At 71.2% G+C, this 17,451-nt stretch carries 16 protein-coding genes and 1 pseudogene; 6 read left to right on the plus strand and 11 right to left on the minus strand.

Features of this window, described 5'->3' with window-relative positions:
- Positions 1-92: 92 nt before the first annotated feature.
- Genes AB0H93_RS17470 through AB0H93_RS17480 form a run of 3 tightly spaced genes read left to right on the plus strand, consistent with a single transcriptional unit; the run spans position 93 to position 3,050 of the window.
- Positions 93-1,382, plus strand: coding sequence for an MFS transporter (locus tag AB0H93_RS17470; protein ID WP_358573398.1), 1,290 nt, complete (start codon positions 93-95; stop codon positions 1,380-1,382).
- A 39-nt stretch (positions 1,383-1,421) separates the two neighbouring features.
- Positions 1,422-1,901 (plus strand): cation:proton antiporter regulatory subunit, encoded by a 480-nt coding sequence (locus AB0H93_RS17475; protein ID WP_358573400.1) that lies wholly within the window; start codon positions 1,422-1,424, stop codon positions 1,899-1,901.
- A 6-nt stretch (positions 1,902-1,907) separates the two neighbouring features.
- On the plus strand, positions 1,908-3,050 hold the full coding sequence (locus tag AB0H93_RS17480; protein WP_358573402.1) for a cation:proton antiporter: 1,143 nt from the start codon (positions 1,908-1,910) through the stop codon (positions 3,048-3,050).
- On the opposite strand, the gene AB0H93_RS17485 is transcribed toward AB0H93_RS17480, so the two are convergent.
- Complete coding sequence (locus tag AB0H93_RS17485; protein WP_358573404.1) at positions 3,025-3,402, minus strand: VOC family protein; 378 nt, start codon at positions 3,400-3,402, stop codon at positions 3,025-3,027. The genes AB0H93_RS17480 and AB0H93_RS17485 overlap by 26 nt on opposite strands.
- A gap of 79 nt (positions 3,403-3,481) precedes the next feature.
- Positions 3,482-4,759, minus strand: a complete 1,278-nt coding sequence (locus tag AB0H93_RS17490) for an amidohydrolase family protein (protein WP_358573438.1) — start codon at positions 4,757-4,759, stop codon at positions 3,482-3,484.
- A gap of 188 nt (positions 4,760-4,947) precedes the next feature.
- On the opposite strand from AB0H93_RS17490, the gene AB0H93_RS17495 reads away from it, so the two are divergent.
- Positions 4,948-5,679, plus strand: a complete 732-nt coding sequence (locus AB0H93_RS17495; protein ID WP_358573406.1) for a Mut7-C RNAse domain-containing protein — start codon at positions 4,948-4,950, stop codon at positions 5,677-5,679.
- Between the two features lie 71 nt (positions 5,680-5,750).
- Positions 5,751-6,581, plus strand: a complete 831-nt coding sequence (locus AB0H93_RS17500; protein ID WP_358573408.1) for a right-handed parallel beta-helix repeat-containing protein — start codon at positions 5,751-5,753, stop codon at positions 6,579-6,581.
- A gap of 60 nt (positions 6,582-6,641) precedes the next feature.
- On the opposite strand, the gene AB0H93_RS17505 is transcribed toward AB0H93_RS17500, so the two are convergent.
- The gene (locus AB0H93_RS17505; protein ID WP_358573410.1) at positions 6,642-7,439 is read right to left on the minus strand and encodes an SGNH/GDSL hydrolase family protein; all 798 of its coding nucleotides are present in this window, start codon (positions 7,437-7,439) and stop codon (positions 6,642-6,644) included.
- A gap of 273 nt (positions 7,440-7,712) precedes the next feature.
- Complete coding sequence (locus AB0H93_RS17510) at positions 7,713-9,140, minus strand: MFS transporter (RefSeq protein ID WP_358573412.1); 1,428 nt, start codon at positions 9,138-9,140, stop codon at positions 7,713-7,715.
- Positions 9,141-9,234: 94 nt separating this feature from the next.
- Here AB0H93_RS17510 and AB0H93_RS17515 point away from each other — a divergent pair, with 94 nt between their 5' ends.
- Positions 9,235-10,059 carry a helix-turn-helix transcriptional regulator gene (locus tag AB0H93_RS17515; protein WP_358573414.1) on the plus strand — a complete coding sequence of 275 codons (825 nt, stop codon included), beginning with the start codon at positions 9,235-9,237 and terminating at the stop codon, positions 10,057-10,059.
- Between the two features lie 50 nt (positions 10,060-10,109).
- On the opposite strand, the gene AB0H93_RS17520 is transcribed toward AB0H93_RS17515, so the two are convergent.
- The 7 genes and pseudogenes from AB0H93_RS17520 to AB0H93_RS17550 all read right to left on the minus strand — a co-directional run bounded on the left by AB0H93_RS17520 (position 10,110) and on the right by AB0H93_RS17550 (position 16,993).
- A complete protein-coding gene (locus tag AB0H93_RS17520) occupies positions 10,110-10,643 on the minus strand; it encodes a GNAT family N-acetyltransferase (protein ID WP_358573416.1) in 534 nt (177 codons plus the stop codon).
- A 20-nt stretch (positions 10,644-10,663) separates the two neighbouring features.
- Positions 10,664-12,084, minus strand: a pseudogene (locus AB0H93_RS17525) (amino acid permease).
- 80 nt (positions 12,085-12,164) lie between these two features.
- Positions 12,165-13,166: a proline racemase family protein gene (locus AB0H93_RS17530; RefSeq protein WP_358573418.1), complete on the minus strand. Its 1,002-nt coding sequence runs from the start codon at positions 13,164-13,166 to the stop codon at positions 12,165-12,167.
- Positions 13,166-14,086 (minus strand): dihydrodipicolinate synthase family protein, encoded by a 921-nt coding sequence (locus AB0H93_RS17535; RefSeq protein ID WP_358573420.1) that lies wholly within the window; start codon positions 14,084-14,086, stop codon positions 13,166-13,168. Before AB0H93_RS17535 ends, AB0H93_RS17530 begins: the two co-directional genes overlap by 1 nt.
- Positions 14,083-15,492 (minus strand): NAD(P)/FAD-dependent oxidoreductase, encoded by a 1,410-nt coding sequence (locus AB0H93_RS17540; protein WP_358573422.1) that lies wholly within the window; start codon positions 15,490-15,492, stop codon positions 14,083-14,085. The genes AB0H93_RS17535 and AB0H93_RS17540 overlap by 4 nt, the downstream gene beginning before the upstream one ends.
- The gene (locus AB0H93_RS17545) at positions 15,489-15,743 is read right to left on the minus strand and encodes a (2Fe-2S)-binding protein (protein WP_235883990.1); all 255 of its coding nucleotides are present in this window, start codon (positions 15,741-15,743) and stop codon (positions 15,489-15,491) included. Before AB0H93_RS17545 ends, AB0H93_RS17540 begins: the two co-directional genes overlap by 4 nt.
- 71 nt (positions 15,744-15,814) lie before the next feature.
- On the minus strand, positions 15,815-16,993 hold the full coding sequence (locus AB0H93_RS17550) for an FAD-dependent oxidoreductase (protein ID WP_358573424.1): 1,179 nt from the start codon (positions 16,991-16,993) through the stop codon (positions 15,815-15,817).
- Positions 16,994-17,451: the final 458 nt, after the last annotated feature.

The raw sequence follows: 17,451 nt of genomic DNA on the forward strand, positions 1-17,451 counted from the left end.
GCCCCGTGCGCACTTCGTGTCGCCATAGCAGCACGAAGTACGCACGGGCGATGTCCACAGCGGACGGTTCCACTCAACGCAGAGGCGGATCCATGAGCAACGCGGAACAGGCGCGCCGCGCCAGGCTCGCCAGCATGGTCGGCACCACCATCGAGTGGTACGACTACTTCCTCTACGGCACCGCTTCGGCGCTGATCTTCGCGCCGCAGTTCTTCCCCGACCTCTCACCCACCGCCGGGAAGCTGGCCGCGTTCTCCACGCTCGCCATCGGGTTCGTGGCCCGGCCGCTGGGCGGGGTGCTGATGGGGCACTTCGGCGACCGCATCGGCCGCAAGTCGATGCTGGTGTTCTCGCTGCTGGTGATGGGCTGCTCGACGATGGCCATCGGTCTGCTGCCGAACTACCACGCGTGGGGCGCGTGGGCGCCGCTGGCGCTGGTGCTCTGCCGGGTGCTCCAAGGCATCAGCGCGGGCGGCGAGTGGGGCGGGGCCGCGCTGATGGCCGTCGAACACGCGCCGCGCAACCGGCGCGGGCTGTTCGGCTCCTACGCCCAGATCGGTACCCCGCTGGGCATGGTGCTGTCCACATTGGTCTTCCTGGCGGTGCGCGGCGTCACCTCCGCCGAGGAGTTCGCCGCCTGGGGATGGCGGATCCCGTTCCTGCTCAGCATCGTGCTGGTGCTGCTCGGCCTCTACATCCGGCTGCGGGTGGTGGAGAGCCCGGTGTTCGCCGAGGTCCGCCACCGGCGGGCGAGGCTGCCGGTGGCTCAGGTGCTCCGGCACCAGCCGGCGGCGCTGCTGGTGGCCACCGGCACCTTCATCGGCAACAACACCCTCGGCTACATCTTCATGGTGTACCTGGTCAGCTACAGCGTCGACGAGGCCGGGCTGGGCCAGCAGACGGCGCTGGTGAACCTGCTGCTCGGCTCGGTGGCCTGGCTCGCGCTGACGCCGCTGTTCGGCGGCCTCTCCGACCGCATCGGCCGGCGCAACGTCTACCTGCTCGGCAGCGCGCTGAACCTGCTGTGGGCGTTCCCGCTGTTCTGGCTGATCGACACGAGGGCGGCGCTGACGGTCCTGCTGGCCCAGGTCGTGTACGTGGTCGGCGTGGCGGCGACCTACGCGCCGCAGGCGGCGCTGTTCACCGAACTGTTCCGGCCGGAGTGGCGCTACTCGGGCGCGTCGCTGTCGTACTCGCTCGGCGCGGTGCTCGGCGGCGGCTTCGCGCCGATCATCTGCACGGCCCTGTTCGGCCACTTCGGCACCACGGCCGCGATTTCCGGCTACGTGGTGGTGGTCAACCTGATCAGCCTGGCGGCGATCGCGGCCATCCCCCGCCACCTCGGCAAACCGGCGCAGCACCGCGATCCGGCCGCCGTCTGACGACCAGCGGGTGCGGCGGGGCGGCGCGATGATTGGCGCATGGACGTCACCGAAGTTCTGCTCCCCGGGGTCGGGCTGCGGTACGAGTTCACCACCACCGACGGCCAGCGCATCGGCGTGGTGGCTCGGCGGCGCGGCGACTTCGATTTCGTCGCCTACCCCGGCGACGATCCCGACGAGGTCCGGCTGCTGTTCCGGCTCAGCGAGGCGGAGGCCGACGCGGTCACCGAGATCCTCGGCGCCCCGCGCATCGCCGAGCGGTTCGCCGACCTGACGCGCGAGGTGCCGGGGCTCAACGCCGGTCAGGTCGAGGTGACCGCCGGCTCGCCGTTCGACGGGCGCACCCTCGGCGAGACCCGCGCCCGCACCCGCACCGGCGCGTCGATCGTGGCGATCGTGCGCGGCGAGGACGTCATCGCCTCGCCCGCGCCCGGCCAGGGCCTGCAGGCCGGGGACATCCTCGTGGTGATCGGCACGCAGCAGGGCATCACCGGGGTGGAACGCATCCTGGCGGGGTGAGCTGCCGTGCACACCTCGATCGCGCTGCTGCTGGAACTGGGGATCGTCCTGATCGTGCTCGGCGCGGTCGGCACGGTCACCCGGCGCTTCGGGGTGTCCCCCATCCCGCTGTACCTGCTGGTGGGGCTGGCGGTGGGCGAGGGCGGCATCGCGCCGCTGCCCGCCGCCCGCGACTTCGTGGAGATCGGCGCGTCGATCGGCGTGGTGCTCCTGCTGCTCACGCTCGGCCTGGAGTTCTCCATCGAGGAGTTCACCGTGACGCTGCGCCGGCACGTCCCGTCCGGGCTGCTGGACATGGTGGTCAACGCGGCCCCGGGCGCGCTGGCCGGCTGGCTGCTCGGGCTGGACGCGACCGGGATCGTGGCGCTCGCCGGGATCACCTGGGTGTCGTCGTCGACGATCGTGTCCCGGCTGCTGGACGACCTGCACCGGCTGGGCAACCGGGAGACGCCGGCGGTGCTGTCGATCCTGCTGCTGGAGGACTTCGCGATGGCCGTGTACCTGCCGATCCTGGCGGTGCTGGCCACCGGCGGCACCGCGCTGCACGGCCTGGCGAGCGTGTCGGTGGCGGTCGGCGTGCTGCTGCTGGCGCTGATCACGTCGCGGCGGTGGGGGCATCGCGTCGGGCACCTGGTCGAGGACGGCGACACCGAGCAGCTGCTGCTGCGGATCGTCGGGTTGTCGCTGGTGGTGGCCGCGATCGCGGAGCTGGCCGGGGCGTCGGCGGCGGTCGGGGCGTTCCTGGTGGGGCTGGCGCTGACCGGCCCGCTGGCCGACCGGGTGCGGGCGCTGGTCGCGCCGCTGCGGGACCTGTTCGCGGCGGCGTTCTTCCTGGCGATCGGCATCTCAGTGGCCCCGGCGGCGCTGGTTCCGCTGCTGCCGGTGGCGCTCGCGCTGGCCGCGGTGACGGCGCTGACCAAGATCGGCACCGGCTGGTTCGCGGCGGCCCGCGCCGGGGCTGGGCGGAAGGGCCGGCTGCGCGCGGGCAGCGTGCTGATCGTGCGCGGCGAGTTCTCGATCATCATCGCCAGCCTGGTGGCGGTCCAGGGCGACAGCATCGGCGCCCTGGCCACGGGCTACGTGCTGGTGCTGGCGATCGCGGGCCCGCTGCTCACCTGGTGGTTCAGCCCTCCCCTCCGCCAGGTGTGACCTGCTGCGTGAGGTTCACGGCGTTGCCGTCAGGGTCGAAGACGTGGGCGACTCGCTGGCCCCACGGCATGTCGTTCGGCGGGCCCTGGACCCGTCCGCCGAGCTCCGCCACCTGGTCGAGGAGGGCATCGACGTTCTCCACGTCGAAGCTCAGCAGGACCCGCCCCGTCGTGCCCGCCTCGGCGTCGCGGTCGATGACCAGGCCGAGCTCGGCGTCGCCGACCTGCAGGCCGATGAAGAACGTCGGCTCGCCGTCCGGGATGCGGAACTTCTCCACCGCGCCGAACAGCGTCGTGTAGAAGTTCAGCATCCGGTCCAGGTCGGGCGTGTTGATGATCGGCTGAATCGTCACGGCGGGTGCCTTCCTCGTCGGGTGAACACGGTCTCCGCAGGGGTAGACCGCCCGCGAGCCCGGAACTCATCAGTGCCGATCACGCGCGGTGCAGCGCCGTGGTCACCTGGGTCCGGGCGACGAGGCGGCCCCGGTGGAAGACCGCGCGGTCCTCGGTCGCGCCCGCCACCGCCTCGTCCAGATCCGCCGCGCGGATCGCGAGGAGCTCCACCGGGTCGCCCGGGCGCAGGCCCACCGGCGGCAGGTTCAGCACCGTCCTGGCCTGGTCGGACACCGCCGCGTAAGCCGCCGCGGTGTCTAGGTGGCCCGCGGCGACCAGCAGCGAGGCGATCTCGAACGGATCCGCGCGGCCCACGGCGTTGAACGGATCCCGCCAGTTGTCGCCCCCACCGGCCAGCACGGCGCCCGCGCGGCGCAGCGCGTCGATGGCCGTCAGCCCGCGCGGCACGAGGACACCTCCCTCGCGCCCCTGCAGGTACAGGTTGGTCTGCGGCAGAGTGATCACCGCGACGCCCGCGGCCGCCGCGTCCTTCGCGACCAGGTCCGCGGTCTCCGGGTCCTGTTGGCCGAGGCTCACGCAGTGCGAGGCGGCGACCTTGCCGCCCATGCCTGCTCGGGCGGTCTCGGCGATCAGCTCCCGCAGCGAGAGCACGCTCGCATCGGTGGTCTCGTCGGTGTGCAGGTCGACCAGCCGCCCGTATTCCTTTGCGGCGGCGAGGTATTCGCGCACCGCCTGGGCCGGATCGGGGTCGGCGTAGGGCAGGCCGCCCACCACGTCGGCACCCATCCGAAGGCCCTCGTCCAGCAGCACGCGGGCCCGGGCACCGGCCTCGCCGGAGACCGGGCCGACGAACGCCACCACCTGGAGGTCGACGATGTCGGCGTACTGCTGCCGCAGGTCGAGCAGCACCTTCAGCGGGCGCGTGCCGTTTCTCGCGTTGACGTCCACGTGCGTGCGGATCGCGGTGTAGCCGTGCCGCACGGCCAGTTCGATGCCCCGGCTCGCCCGCTCCCGCACGTCTTCGTCGGTCATCGTGGGCGCGATCGCCGACATGACCTCGATCGCCCCGGCAAGGTCGCCGGCCGGGTTCGGCACCCGCCGCCCCAGGAACGCCTTGTCCAGGTGCGCGTGCGTTTCCACCCCGGACGGCAGCAGCAGGTAACCGGCGAGGTCGAGCTCGTCCGCTCCCCCGGCGTCACCGCCGACCGCGGCGATCTTGCCCTGGTCCAGCAGCACGTCGGCGCGGCGGCCGTCGGGCAAGGTGGTGCCGCGCAACAACAAGCGCCCACCCGCCGAACCCGTGGCGGACCCGCCGGTGCATGCGGCGGCACCGGTGGCGACCAGGGCGCCGACCATCACGGCGCGCCGGGATACCTGCGTGTTCTGAGCAGCGAAGCCTGCCAATTCGACCCCAACCGTCGGCGGGCGCCAAGCACCCTCGGGAGCTTTCGCGGGGGCTCCCTCGACACCGGCCGGGATGATCACCGTAGCGGCTCGACCACGCGCTGACATGCCGCCGTTCGGAGGCAGGGGACAATGGGGCGGTGACGCCGGAGGCGACCGTGCTGGTGCGCATCGATCCGGATCTGCGGTTCTTCGCCGCTCCGCGGCACCGGGTCGAGCAGTTCGAGCTGCGCTACGACGGCACCGCCACGCTGGGGCACCTCGCCGAATCCGTCGGGGTGCCGCTCACCGAGGTGGGGAGGCTGCTGGTCGACGGCGTTCCCGCAGGTCCGGGGCACCAGCCGCGGCCGGGCGCGACCATCGACATCGGTCCGGTCGAGCGGCCGCAGCCGGTTGCGGCACGGTTCGTGCTGGACGTGCACCTGGGCAAGCTGGCGCGGCGGCTGCGGCTGCTCGGCGTGGACACTGCCTACCGCAACGATTCCGCCGACGACGAACTGATCGCGCAGGCCGAGCGGGAGCGGCGGGTGCTGCTGACCCAAGATCGGGGAATCCTGCGCCGCCGGGCGCTGTGGGCGGGCGCTTACGTTCGGGGCGCCGATCCGGCACGGCAGCTGGCGGACGTCATCGGCCGGTTCGCGCCGCCGCTGGCTCCGTGGACCCGCTGCACCTCGTGCAACGGTCCGTTGATCACGGTGTCCAAAAAGGACGTTCTGGCGGAGATCGAATCCGGAACCCGCCGCCACTACGACGAATACGCGCGCTGCGGGGACTGCGGCCAGGTGTACTGGCGAGGCGCGCACGCAAGGCGGATCAACGCGATCATCCGGGCAGCACGCCTCTCCCACCCCGAGATCGGCCCCGGAGCATGAAATTGCGTTTCGCGGACGTTCCGCTCGCGCTAGCTTGTGCAAGCGAGGCCAGCCCCGAGCAGCGAGGATTCATGCCCCGGAAACTCCAGGTAGCGCAAGACGGACGCGGCGCGTTCACGACGATCCGCGACGCTCTGGAGGCCGCCGGCCGAGAAGCGGTCATCTCCATCGCTCCGGGCGACTACCAGGAACCGATCACCATCCGGCGGCGGCACGTCACCCTCGCCGCGCTCGAACCCGGCACCGTCACGATCGCCGATCCCCAGCGCAAGGACGCCGGGATATCGGCAGAAGATTCCACGGTGCGGCTCGAAGGGCTGGTGGTGCGTTCCGCCGGGAAGCCGGCCATCGAAATCTCCGGCGGTGAAGCCCAGATCATCGATTGCGCCGCATCCGCCGAGACCGGCACGGGGGTGGTGGTCCGCAACAGCGCCGAGGCGACCATCCGCGGCACCGACATCTCGGACTCGCGGAACGGGCTCCTGATCACCGGCGACGAGCACAGCCGGGAGCGCCCCTCGGTCGAGGTGGAGAACTGCTCGATCCGCAACATCGCAGAGGATGCGATCACCGTGCGCAAGGGCGCGGCCGCGCAGGTGCGCCTGTGCACCGTCACGCACGCGGGCGGCCGGGGAATCCACCTCGACAGCGCCAACAGGGTGTCCATCGAGCAGTGCGAGATCGCGCACGGGTCCGGCACCGGAATCGAAGTCCGCTCCTACCAGGTCACGATCTTCGAATGCTGGGTGCACGACCTGGACGGGATCGGCATCGTCTGGGGCGAGCGGGCCGGCGGTGTGCTGCATTCCCACCTGGTGGAGAACACCGCGGCGCCCGGAATCCTGCGGGAGTACCTGTGGCAGGGACAGATCCGCGTGCCTGCGCGCCGGTTCCGGAGCTAGGCCGGCATGCGAAATGGGTGGCGATTTCGCGCGAAACCGCCACCCACGCAGGAACCTGGATCAGCCGGTGACGGCGTTGAGCACCGGGAGGTACGCCTTGGCGTGGCCGTCGATGTCCGGGTGGAAGGACTCCACCAGCGGGTTGCTCGGGCCGTTGATCCACTCGTCGGAGGAGCACACGCCGTGTCCGGCGAATGCGTCGCGGGTGTCGGCGAAGGTGAACCCGGCCGCGTCGGCCCGGGCGGAGATCACCTCGGCCAGCACGTCGGCACCGTCGTTGATCCGCTGCCGCTTGGCATCGGAGAAGAACGGGATGCCGCAGCTACCTTGCTCGGTGAGGCGCGGGTAGCCGAGCACCACGACCTTGGCGTTCGGGGCGGCCTCGCTGATGTTGGCGTAGGTGGCGTCGAGCTTGGCGGGCAGTTCGTTGCGGGCCCGCTCCTCGCCCTTGCTGACCGCCGAGTCGCAGCCGTTGTCGTCGCCGAGCAGGCAGTCCTGGATGACGCTGCTGAAGCCGATGTCGTTGCCGCCGATGGAGATGGTGACCAGCGTGGTGTCCGCGCTGAGCTGGTCGAGCTGGTTGGCGTTGACGTCATCGGTGACCGCGCCCGAACAGGCCACGAACGCGAAGTTCGAGACGTCGTGCGAGTCGGCCCACAGCTGCGCGTAGGCCTTGGGGCTGCGCAGGCAGTCCCCGCTGTCGTCGGTGTACTCGCGGGTGCCGACCCCTGAGGCGTAGGAGTCGCCCAGCGCCGCGTAGTTCTCGGCGGCGGGCGCGGCGAACGCCGGGGTGGCCAGCACGGTGCTCGCCGCCGCCACGGCGGCAGCAGCGCCGACGATGTGCCGTAAGTGACGCATTCTTCCTCCGATCGGAGTTCGAAATCGCCACCATTCAAGGAGAAGTCCGCAGCACATCGAAGAAATTGGCGAGTACCCGCCAGTAACGGCAGAAACGGCACAGAACGCCCGCCCGCAACAGCCGCTGTACGGGTGATTCCCGGCCCCACCGGACACCACAGTGGACCCATTCCCGTTGAGCCGAGCAGTGTCGGCAGCGTTCGTCCGAACAGTGCAGGTACACGCGGTGAAGGCACTTCGGCTCGCCCGGAGGTGCCTTCACCACTGCGTTGGTCAGGCCCGCTTCGAAAGGCTGGGCAGCAGCAACGAGATCGCGATGGCCAGGACCAGGTTGACCGCGACGGCGAGGGCGAAGGCGTACCCGTAGGAACCGGCAGGAGCGCCGAGGGCTCCGTAGTAGACGGCCCCGAGAACGGCGACGCCGAGCGCGCCGCCGACCTGCTGCCCGGTGGAGAGGACGCCCGAGGCCATGCCCGCTTCCGCGTGCGGAATCCGCGAGAGCACGGCGTTGAGCAGCGGCGGAACGAACAGGCCGTTGCCCGCGCCGACGAGGATCAGCGGCGGGGCCAGCCACCAGCCCGTCAGGCCGTCGCCGAGGAGCAGGACCACCGCGATCGTGCAGGCGTTTCCGCAGCCGCCGAGAACCGCCCCGGCCAGCAGCACGTTCTTGCCCTTCTCGGACAGGCGGCCGCCGAGGAAGCTGGCGGCGAAGAACGCGGCGGCGAACGGCAGGTAGATCAGACCGGCTTCCAGCGCGTTCATGCCCAGACCGTCCTGCGCGGTGAGCGACAGCACGAGGAAGAAGGAGTTGATGCCGGCGTAGGTGAGCAGCACGAGCGTCATGCCGACGGCGAAGGGGCGCTGCCGGAACATCCGCAGCCGGATCAGCGGCACGCCACCGCCCTGCGCGATCTGCCGTTCGACGAACCCGAAAACTCCGAACGCGAGCACGCTGCCGAAGAGGCTGAACCACGTCCACAACGGCCAACCCGCCTCGCGCCCCACGATCAGCGGCACCACCAGCAGGCACAGCGCGACGGTCAGCACCGCGGCGCCCGGCAGGTCGAGGCGGCGCGCCTCGGCGGGCCGCGACCGCGGCACGAACGCCAAGGCGAGCCCGATGGTGATCAGGCCGATGGGCACGTTGACCCAGAAGATCGGCCGCCACGAACTGCCGAAGAGGTTCGCGCCCACCAGGACGCCGCCGAGCAGCTGTCCGACGATCCCCGACATGCCGATGACCGCCCCGAGCACGCTGAACGCCTTGGGCCGCTGCACCTCGGGCACCACGACGTGAATCATCGCGAGCACCTGCGGGAACATCGCGGCCGCCGCGAGCCCCTGGACGAACCGGGCGGCGATCAGCAGACCGGCGTCCGGCGCGGCGGCGCAGGCCGCGGAGGACAGCGTGAACAGGAGCATCCCGCCCAGGAACATCGGCTTGCGGCCGAGGAGATCGCCGAGCCGCGCGCAGGTGATCAGGGCGACGGCGTAGGTGAGCTGGTACCCGGCGAAGACCAGCTGCAGTTCCGCTCCGGTCGCGCCGAGGTCGGCCTGGATGGCCGGGGCGGCGACGAGCACGATGAACGTGTCCAGGACGGCCATGAACACCCCGACCAGCAGGATCGACAGCGCTCGCCACGGCGAACCCTCGCTCGGCGGTGACGGATGGGTGACGCCGGAGGGGTCTGTCTGTGTCATGCGCCCAGCGTCGCCAGCCTCGACCGCGGCCGGGTAGCGGGCGATTATGCTGGTATCGCCACTACCAGGACATCTCGGCCCGGAACGAAGATCGATGTTGCCCCAGCAGCGCCGTCGCGCACTCGCGGATTTCCTCCGCTCCCGCCGGGATCGGCTCACCCCCGCCGAGGTCGGCCTCCCTGCCGGGCCGCGACGCAGGGCGCCGGGCTTGCGCCGCGAGGAGATCGCCCAGCTCTCCGGCGTCAGCGTCACCTGGTACACGTGGCTGGAGCAGGCCAGGGACATCTCGGTGAGCCGCCAAGTCCTGGAGAGCCTGGCGCGCGAACTGCGGCTGTCCTCTGCCGAGCGGCGGCACCTGTTCGCGCTGGCCGACGCCGCGCCGCCGGATGAGATCGCGGATGGCGCGGGCGTTCCCGCCGCGTTGCAGCGCATGGTGGACGCCCTCGACCCCAACCCGGCGTACCTGCTGGACGCGAACTGGGACCTGGTGGCCTGGAACCGCGCCGAGGCGGCGCTGATCGGCGAACCGGCGGACCGCAACCTGATCCGCCTGGTGTTCACCGAACCGCGCATCCGCGCCCTGCTGGCCGACTGGCCGGGCCAGGCCCGCAACCTGCTCGCGCAGTACCGCGCGGACGTCGCGTCCCGCCTCGGCGAGCCGAGCATCGAAGCGCTGATCGCGGAATTGCGGCGGACCAGCCCGGAATTCGACCGCTGGTGGGCGGATCAGGACATCGCGGAGTTCAGCTCCAACCGAAGGGTTTTCGACCACCCGAGGGTCGGCAGGCTGACCTTCGACTACGCAAAACTGTCCACGATGGACGCCACCGGCACCAAGCTCTTCGCCTGCATGCCTGCCGACCAGACGACAGCGGAAAAGCTGCCACAGCTCATCAAGGAGCCCCGAGCCGGGTCGTGAGTGTTCGTTCCGGTTTTTACCGGCGCGAACACTCACGAGGACTTGGGTCGTTACCAGGCGTCGCCGTCGCGCCAGTCGCAGGCGAGGTCTCCCGTCAGGTCCAGCGGGGCTTCCGCAGGGAGGACGAAGATGAAGCCGTCCTCGTCCGCCGTGCGCTGGATTCCCGTTGGCGCCAGGGCGAAAGTCGGCCCCTGCCAGCGCTGCCAACCGCGCGCCTCGTACAGCGCCGCTCCTTCGTCGCTGGCTCCCAGCGCTCCGAGGTCGTAGGCGCGGCGGATCACGCCCTCCAGCTCCGCCATCATCGCTGCCGCGATGCCCCGGCGTCGTCGGTCCGCTCGCACCGCGACGCCCTCGACGTAGCCCGTGCGCAGGGCGCGGCCGTCGTGCAGGAGGCGCCGCTGGATCACCGATGCGTGGCCGATCAGCTCGTCGCCTTCCCAGACCAGGGCGTGGATGCCGCCCAGGCAGTGCTCCCAGTCGTGCTCGGTCATGTCGTCTTCGAACACGTCCCAGAGCAGCGCCCGGGCAGCCTTGAGCGTCGCTTCGTCGAGGTCGGCGGTATGCGCGGTACGCACTTCGGTCATACCGCCCATCCTGGCAGCGGTCAGCGCATTCCCGCGACCGATTTGTCCGCCAGCGCCGATCGCCGGTAGCCGTAGAACGCGTAGACCAGAGGCCGACGGCCATCCAGCCGACGAAGCGCGCCCAGGTGACCCAGTCGAGCTGGCTGATCAGCCACAGCGAGAACACCACGCCGATCCCCGGCACCACCGGCACCCACGGGCAGCGGAAACCCCGCTCCAGTTCGGGGCGTTGGCGGCGCAGCACCACCACCGACACCGCGACGACGATGAACGCCACCAGGATGCCGATGTTGGTCAGCTCGGCCGCCTCCCGGATCGGCAGCAGGCCCGCGATCAGCGCCGACACCACGCCCACCACCCAGGTGACCCGGTGCGGCACCTTGCGCACCTCGTGGGTCTTGGCGAACCAGGCGGGCAGCAGCCCGTCGCGGCTCATCGCGAACCACACCCGCGTCACCGCGAGCATGTTCGCGAACATCGAGGTCACGATGCCGAACACCGCGCCGACCGCGACGATCAGCGCGAGCCCCGGCAGGCCGACCGCCGCCAGCGCGCCGGAGAACGGGCTGCGGACGTCGATCTCGCTGTAGTGCTGCATTCCGAGCAGCACCACGCACACCAGCACGTAGATCACCGTGGCGATGCCCAGCGAGTAGATGATCGCGCGCGGCATCGCCCGCCGGGCGTCGGCCGATTCCTCCGCCGCCGCGCTCATCGCGTCGTAGCCGTAGACGGCGAAGAAGGCCGTGGCCGCACCGGTGATCGCGCCGCCGAGCCCGTAGGGCAGGAACGGCGTGTAGTTGCCCGCGTTGATGTGGAACGCCCCGGCCACCACGACGACCAGGACCAGCACGATCTTCATCACCACCAGCGCGGTCTCGACCCGCGCCGAGGACTTCGCGCCGCGGTTGAGCAGCCACGCCAGCAGCAGGCACAGCAGCATCGCGAACAGGTCGACCACGTGGCCGTCGCCGGTGCCGGGCGCGCCCAGCATCCAGGCGGGCACGTCCAGCCCGAGCTGGCCGACCAGGTAGGACAGGTAGCCGGAGACCCCGATGGCGACGACCGCGACGATCGCGGTGTACTCCAGCAGCAGGTCCCAGCCGATCAGCCAGCCGGCCAGCTCGCCGAGCACCGCGTAGGCGTAGGTGTAGGCCGAGCCCGCTTTCGGGATCATGCTGGTGAATTCGGCGTAGCACAGCGCCGCGGCCGCGCTGGCGAAGACCGCGATCAGGAACGACAGCAGCACCCCGGGCCCGGCGAGCTCGTTTGCGACCACGCCGCTGAGGGAGAACACCCCGGCGCCGACCAGGCCGCCGAGGCTCAGCGCGGTCAGCTGCCAGGTGCCCATCACCCGTTTCAGGCCGGCGCCCTGCGGCGGATCGTCGATGTCGTCCACCGGTTTGCGCCGCAGCACGCCGCGGCCGTTCGCATCGATCATTGGGCCACCTCCGCCGAATTTGGGCGCGCGGCACCGCCCGGCGCACCACGTCGGTGCGCCGGTTGTGCGGTCGCGCGGAATTACAACGTGAAGCCGGTCGGGAACGGGTCGGTCGGGTCCAGCAGGTACTGGGCCATGCCGGTGATCCAGGCCCGGCCGGTGATCGCCGGCACCACCGCCGGGCGGTCGCCGACCTGCGCGGTGTCCACGAGCCGCCCGACGAACCGGGTGCCGATCAGGGATTCGTTGACGAAATCGGTGTCCAGTGCGAGCTTCCCGCGCGCGTGGAGTTGCGCCATCCGCGCGGAAGTTCCGGTGCCGCAAGGAGATCTGTCGAACCAGCCGGGGTGGATCGCCATCGCGTGCCGGGAGTGCGCGGCGTCGCTGCCGGGCGCTTCGAGGTAGACGTGCTTGCAGCCTGCGATGTTCGCGTCGAGCGGGTGCTGCGGGCGGCGCTGCTCGTTGATGGCCGCCATGATCGCCAGTCCGGCGCCCAGCATCCGGTCCTTCTCGGCCTTGTCGAAGGGAATTCCGAGGTCGGCCAGCGGCGTGATCGCGTAGAAGTTGCCGCCGAAGGCCAGGTCGTAGCGCATCTCGCCGATCCCCGGCACCTGCACCGACGCGTCCAGCTCCACGGCGAACGACGGCACGTTGCGGATGGTCACCGACTCCGCCTGGCCGTCGCGGACCGCCACCTCGGCCACCACCAGCCCGGCCGGGGTGTCCAGCCGGACCGTGGTGACCGGCTCGACCACCTCGACCATGCCGGTCTCCACCAGCACGGTCGCGACGCCGATGGTGCCGTGCCCGCACATCGGCAGGCAGCCGGAGACCTCGATGTAGATGACGCCCCAGTCGGCGTCCGCGCGGGTCGGCGGCTGCAGGATCGCGCCGCTCATCGCCGAGTGCCCGCGCGGCTCGTTCACCAGCAGCTGCCGGATGTGGTCGAGGTTGTCCACGAAGTACCGGCGCTTGTCGGCCATCGTCTCGCCCGGCACGACGCCGACGCCGCCGGTGATCACCCGCGTCGGCATGCCCTCGGTGTGCGAGTCGACGGCGCTGAAGTAACGGCGCGACCGCATCATTTCTCCTTGCTCTGCAAGTACTTCACGGCGCGCTCCATGTCGGCGTCGACCTGCGCCAGCATGGCCTCGGGAAGCGGGCCGCGAGGCGGGCGGCAGGGCCCGCCGAAGCGACCGACGATCTCCATGCCGCGCTTGATGGCCTGCACGAACTCGGTGCGCGAGTCCCACCGGAACGCGGCCACCAGCGGCTCGTACAGCGCCCGCGCCTCCTCGACCTTGCCAGCCCGGGCCAGCTCGTAGAGCCGCACCGATTCGGCCGGGAAGACGTTCGGGAATCCGGCGAACCAGCCGCCCGCGCCCATCAGCAGCGATTCGAGGACCACGTCGTCGGCGCCGGACACCACGTTCAGCCCGGGTGCCTGCTCGCGGATCTCCAGCACCCGGCGGACGTCGCCGGAGAACTCCTTGATCGCCGCGATGTTGTCGATCCCGGCGATCTCGCGGACCACGTCGGGGGTGAGGTCGACCTTGGTGTCGATCGGGTTGTTGTAGACCATCACGGGCAGGCCCACGGCCGCGACCTGCTCGAAGTGGTGCAGGAGTTCGCCCTTGTTGGCGCGGTAGATCGTCGGCGGCAGGCACAGCAGCCCGTCCGCGCCGTCCTCGGCTGCGAGCTCCGCCCAGTACCGCGCCTCGTGCGCGCTCGGCGCGTGCACCCCGACGATGACCGTCGCCCGGTCGCCGACGGTCGCGATCGCGGTCTGGGCGACCTTGCGCCGCTCCTCGTGGGTCAGCGACGAGTACTCGCCGAGGGAGCCGTTGGGACCGACGCCGTGGCAGCCGTTGTCGACCACCCAGCGGCAGTGCTCGGCGTAGCGGTCGTAGTCGACCCGCAGGCCGGCCGGGGCCGACGCGTCCTCGGCGTAGGGCAGGGCGGTCGCGACGACGACACCACCGAGATCGTTGCTGGAAGTCACTTCTCCTCCTCGTCAGGGGTTGGGATGGCGGCCAGGTCGGCGAGCCGGATCGGCGCTGCGATCGGCCGCCGGGCAGGTGTTTCCGGGTCAGGGAGCGGTTCGCCGAGCAGCCGCGCGGCGAGGTCGGTCGCGTTCTGCCCGCAGATCCGGCCCTGGCAGGGACCGAGGCCGACCCGGCAGAGCAGCTTCAGCGAGCGGGCGCTGTGCGCGGCACGCTGCTGCACGGCCGCTTCCAGTTCGCGGTACGGGACCTCTTCGCACCGGCACACGAGCGTGTCGGCCTCCAGCCACTCGGACCACGCCGATCCGATCGGATGGGCCTCGGCGAGCGCCCGGGCGAACTTTCGTCCATTCCGGACTTTCATGAGTGCTTGGCGCGCTTGGGTTTCCACCTGCTTCCAGCTGGTGGCGCCAACACGAACTGCGGCGGCGAGACCGGCGACGACGCCTTCGGCGGCGGCGAGGTCGGCACCGCCGATGCCGGTCGCTTCACCGGCCGCGAACACCCCCGGCGCGGACGTCCGCTGCGCCGCATCGACCTCGACGAACCCGTCGACGATCCGGCAGCGCGCGGCCAACGCCAGCTCCAGCTGCGGGACGAAGCCGTGCCCGACGCACACGGCATCGACCTCGAACCGGCGCTGGGTACCGGGAATGGGTCGCCAGTCCGCATCCACTTTGGACGTCACGACTTCCCGGACGCGGTCGTCGCCGTGCGCCGCGATGACGGCAGTGCGGGTCCGGTACGGCACGCGACCGGTGAAGCGGGCCGCGTAGGACGCGAGCTCCCGGAGCTTGCCGAGCTGCCCGGCGGCCGCCGCCGACTGCCGCAGCCACGCGGCCGGATTCCCGGCCTCCAGCACGCCGACGACCTCGGCGCCCACGTCGAGCAGCGACTCCGCCACCGGCAGCAGGAACGGTCCCGTCCCGGCGACGAGCACGCGGTGCCCGACCGCGATCCGCTGCCCCTTCGCCATCGCCTGCGCGGCCCCCGCGCTGAACACCCCGGGCAGGTCCCAGCCCGGGAACGGGAGGACCCGGTCGTGCGCCCCGGTGGCCAGCACCAGCGCATCGGCGCGCAATGCCGTCAGCCGCCGGCCCGGAGCATCGGCGGGGCCGCTTTGGATGTTGATCCGCCGGTCCGGTTCGAGCGACCACACCGTGCTGCGCGGCAGGTACCGGATCCGCGGGTTCGCCAGGAGCTCGTCCTGGAGCGCCCGGAACGACCGCCAGCCGTGCTGGATGCGTTCCGGCCGCCGCGCCGCGAACTGCTCGGGCAGCTGGCGGTGGAACTGCCCGCCGAGCCGCTCGGCGGAGTCGACCAGCACCACCTCGGCACCGGCCCGCGCGGCTTGCACCGCGGCGTTCATGCCCGCGGGTCCCCCGCCGACGACCACGACGCTCATGCCTCGCCTCCCGGCAGTTCGGCCCCGTGCTGGGTGCGGATGACGTCGCCCGGCTCGACAACGCGTTGGCACGCCCGCACATCCGGCACGTCGTTCACGACCAGCAAGCAGTCGAAGCACGCGCCGATGCCGCAGAACAGCCCGCGCGGCCGCCCGTTCTCCCTGGTACTGCGCCAGGATGTGCGGCCGGTCGCCATCAGCACAGCGGCGACCGTCTGCCCGGCACGCGCGGCGACTCGCGCCCCGTCCACCTCGACGGCGAATTCGCCGGAGTGACTCGGCTGCGCCGGATCCCGCCGGTCCGGGGTCAGGAACGGGCCCGTCACGCGCGCACCTCCTCGATCAGCCCGGGCCGGTCCACGCGGAACGGTTCCGGGTCGACGTGCGGCGGCCGTCCGCCGAACAACTCCGCGAGCAGCTGCCCGGTCGCGGCGGCGAGCCCGACGCCGGCGCCCTCGTGCCCGGTCGCGTGCCACAGGCCCGGGACCCGGGGATCGGCGCCGATCACCGGCAGGTGGTCCGGCGCGTACGGCCGGAAGCCGCCGTAGGCGCGCATCACCGGGACCCGCCCCAGCACGGGGAACAGCGCGGCGGCCTTGCCCGCGATCTCGCGCAGCACGCGTGTGCGGACGGTGTCGTCGAAACCGATGCGCTCCCGGCTCGACCCGATCAGCACGGTTCCGGCCCGAGTGCTCTCCACCACCGTCGAAGTCTGCAGCTCGGCGTCGCCGCTTTCCACCGCGCCGACGTAGTCGGCGTCGTAGACCTTGTGCCGCACGGTGCCCGGCGGCACCGGCGCGGTGACCAGGACCATGCCCCGGCGGGGCAGCACCGTGATCGGCGCGCCAGCCAGCCGCGCGAACTCACCGGACCACGGGCCACACGCGTTCACCACTGCCCCACAAGGCAGAACGGTGCCGCCCGCACGCACCCCGGTCACCCGGCCGTCGCGGCCGCGCACCACCCCAGTGGCGGCGGTCCCCGAGCGGAGGCTTCCGCCGCGCCGGCGCACTGCCGCGAGGAGCGCCGATGCCGCGAGGACGGGCTGCACCTGGGCGTCCTCGGAGTAGTGCACCGCGAGCACCGTGTCTCGTGTGAGGTGCGGTTCGAGATCGAATACCGCGCCGGGTGGCAGAACCCGGGCGTCCACGCCCGCGTCGCGCTGCTGCGCGGCGAACGCCGTCAGCGCCTCCGCTCCGTCCACAGTGGTCGCGGCGACCACGCCGCCCTTGGGCTCCCACTCGAAGTCCGCACCGAGCTCCTCGCTCAGGCTGCGCACCAGCTCCGGCCAACGCCTCCGGCTGGCCTGGGCAAGCCGGAGCTCCGCGCCCGGCGGCTTGTCGGAGACCAGCACGTTGCCCTCGCCGGACGCCGTCGTGCCCGCCGCGGGCGCACCGCGGTCCAGCACGTCGACGACGTGCCCGGCCGCGCTCAGCGCCTCGGCGCAGGCCGCGCCGACGATCCCGGCGCCGACCACCACGATGTCGGGAAACTGCCCCATAGCCACCACCATCGTTCACTAAAATGAACGATGCCGACGCTAAACCCCGATGTGACCCAGGTCAACCCCCGACCCCACCACGCACACCACCACCCCCGACCACACCCCCGGGCCCCGGTCAGCACGGAGTCTCGCAGTTTCAATTGAAACTGCGGAACCAGGTGTCAAGGTTTCAATTGAAACTGCGGTACCAGGTGTCGAGGTTTCAATTGAAACTGCGGTACACCGGCGTGTCCGGCCTCGACACGCCGGTGCCTGTGGATAACTCCCGCTATTTCAATGGAAATCGGACCTTCGATTTCCATTGAGGTGATCTCAGTGGAATGGGGGCTGAGGTCGTGAGGTGGTGTGTGCTGGGGGGGGTGAAGAGGTGTGGGCGTGGGGTCCTGGTAGAAGAGGTCTCACCACAAGATCATCTTCCGCAGAGCCAGGACCCCACGTGATCACCTATCGTGCCA

Origin of the sequence: Saccharopolyspora sp. NPDC050642 (genome assembly GCF_040654735.1) — a bacterium.
Classification (GTDB): Bacteria; Actinomycetota; Actinomycetes; order Mycobacteriales; family Pseudonocardiaceae; genus Saccharopolyspora; species Saccharopolyspora elongata.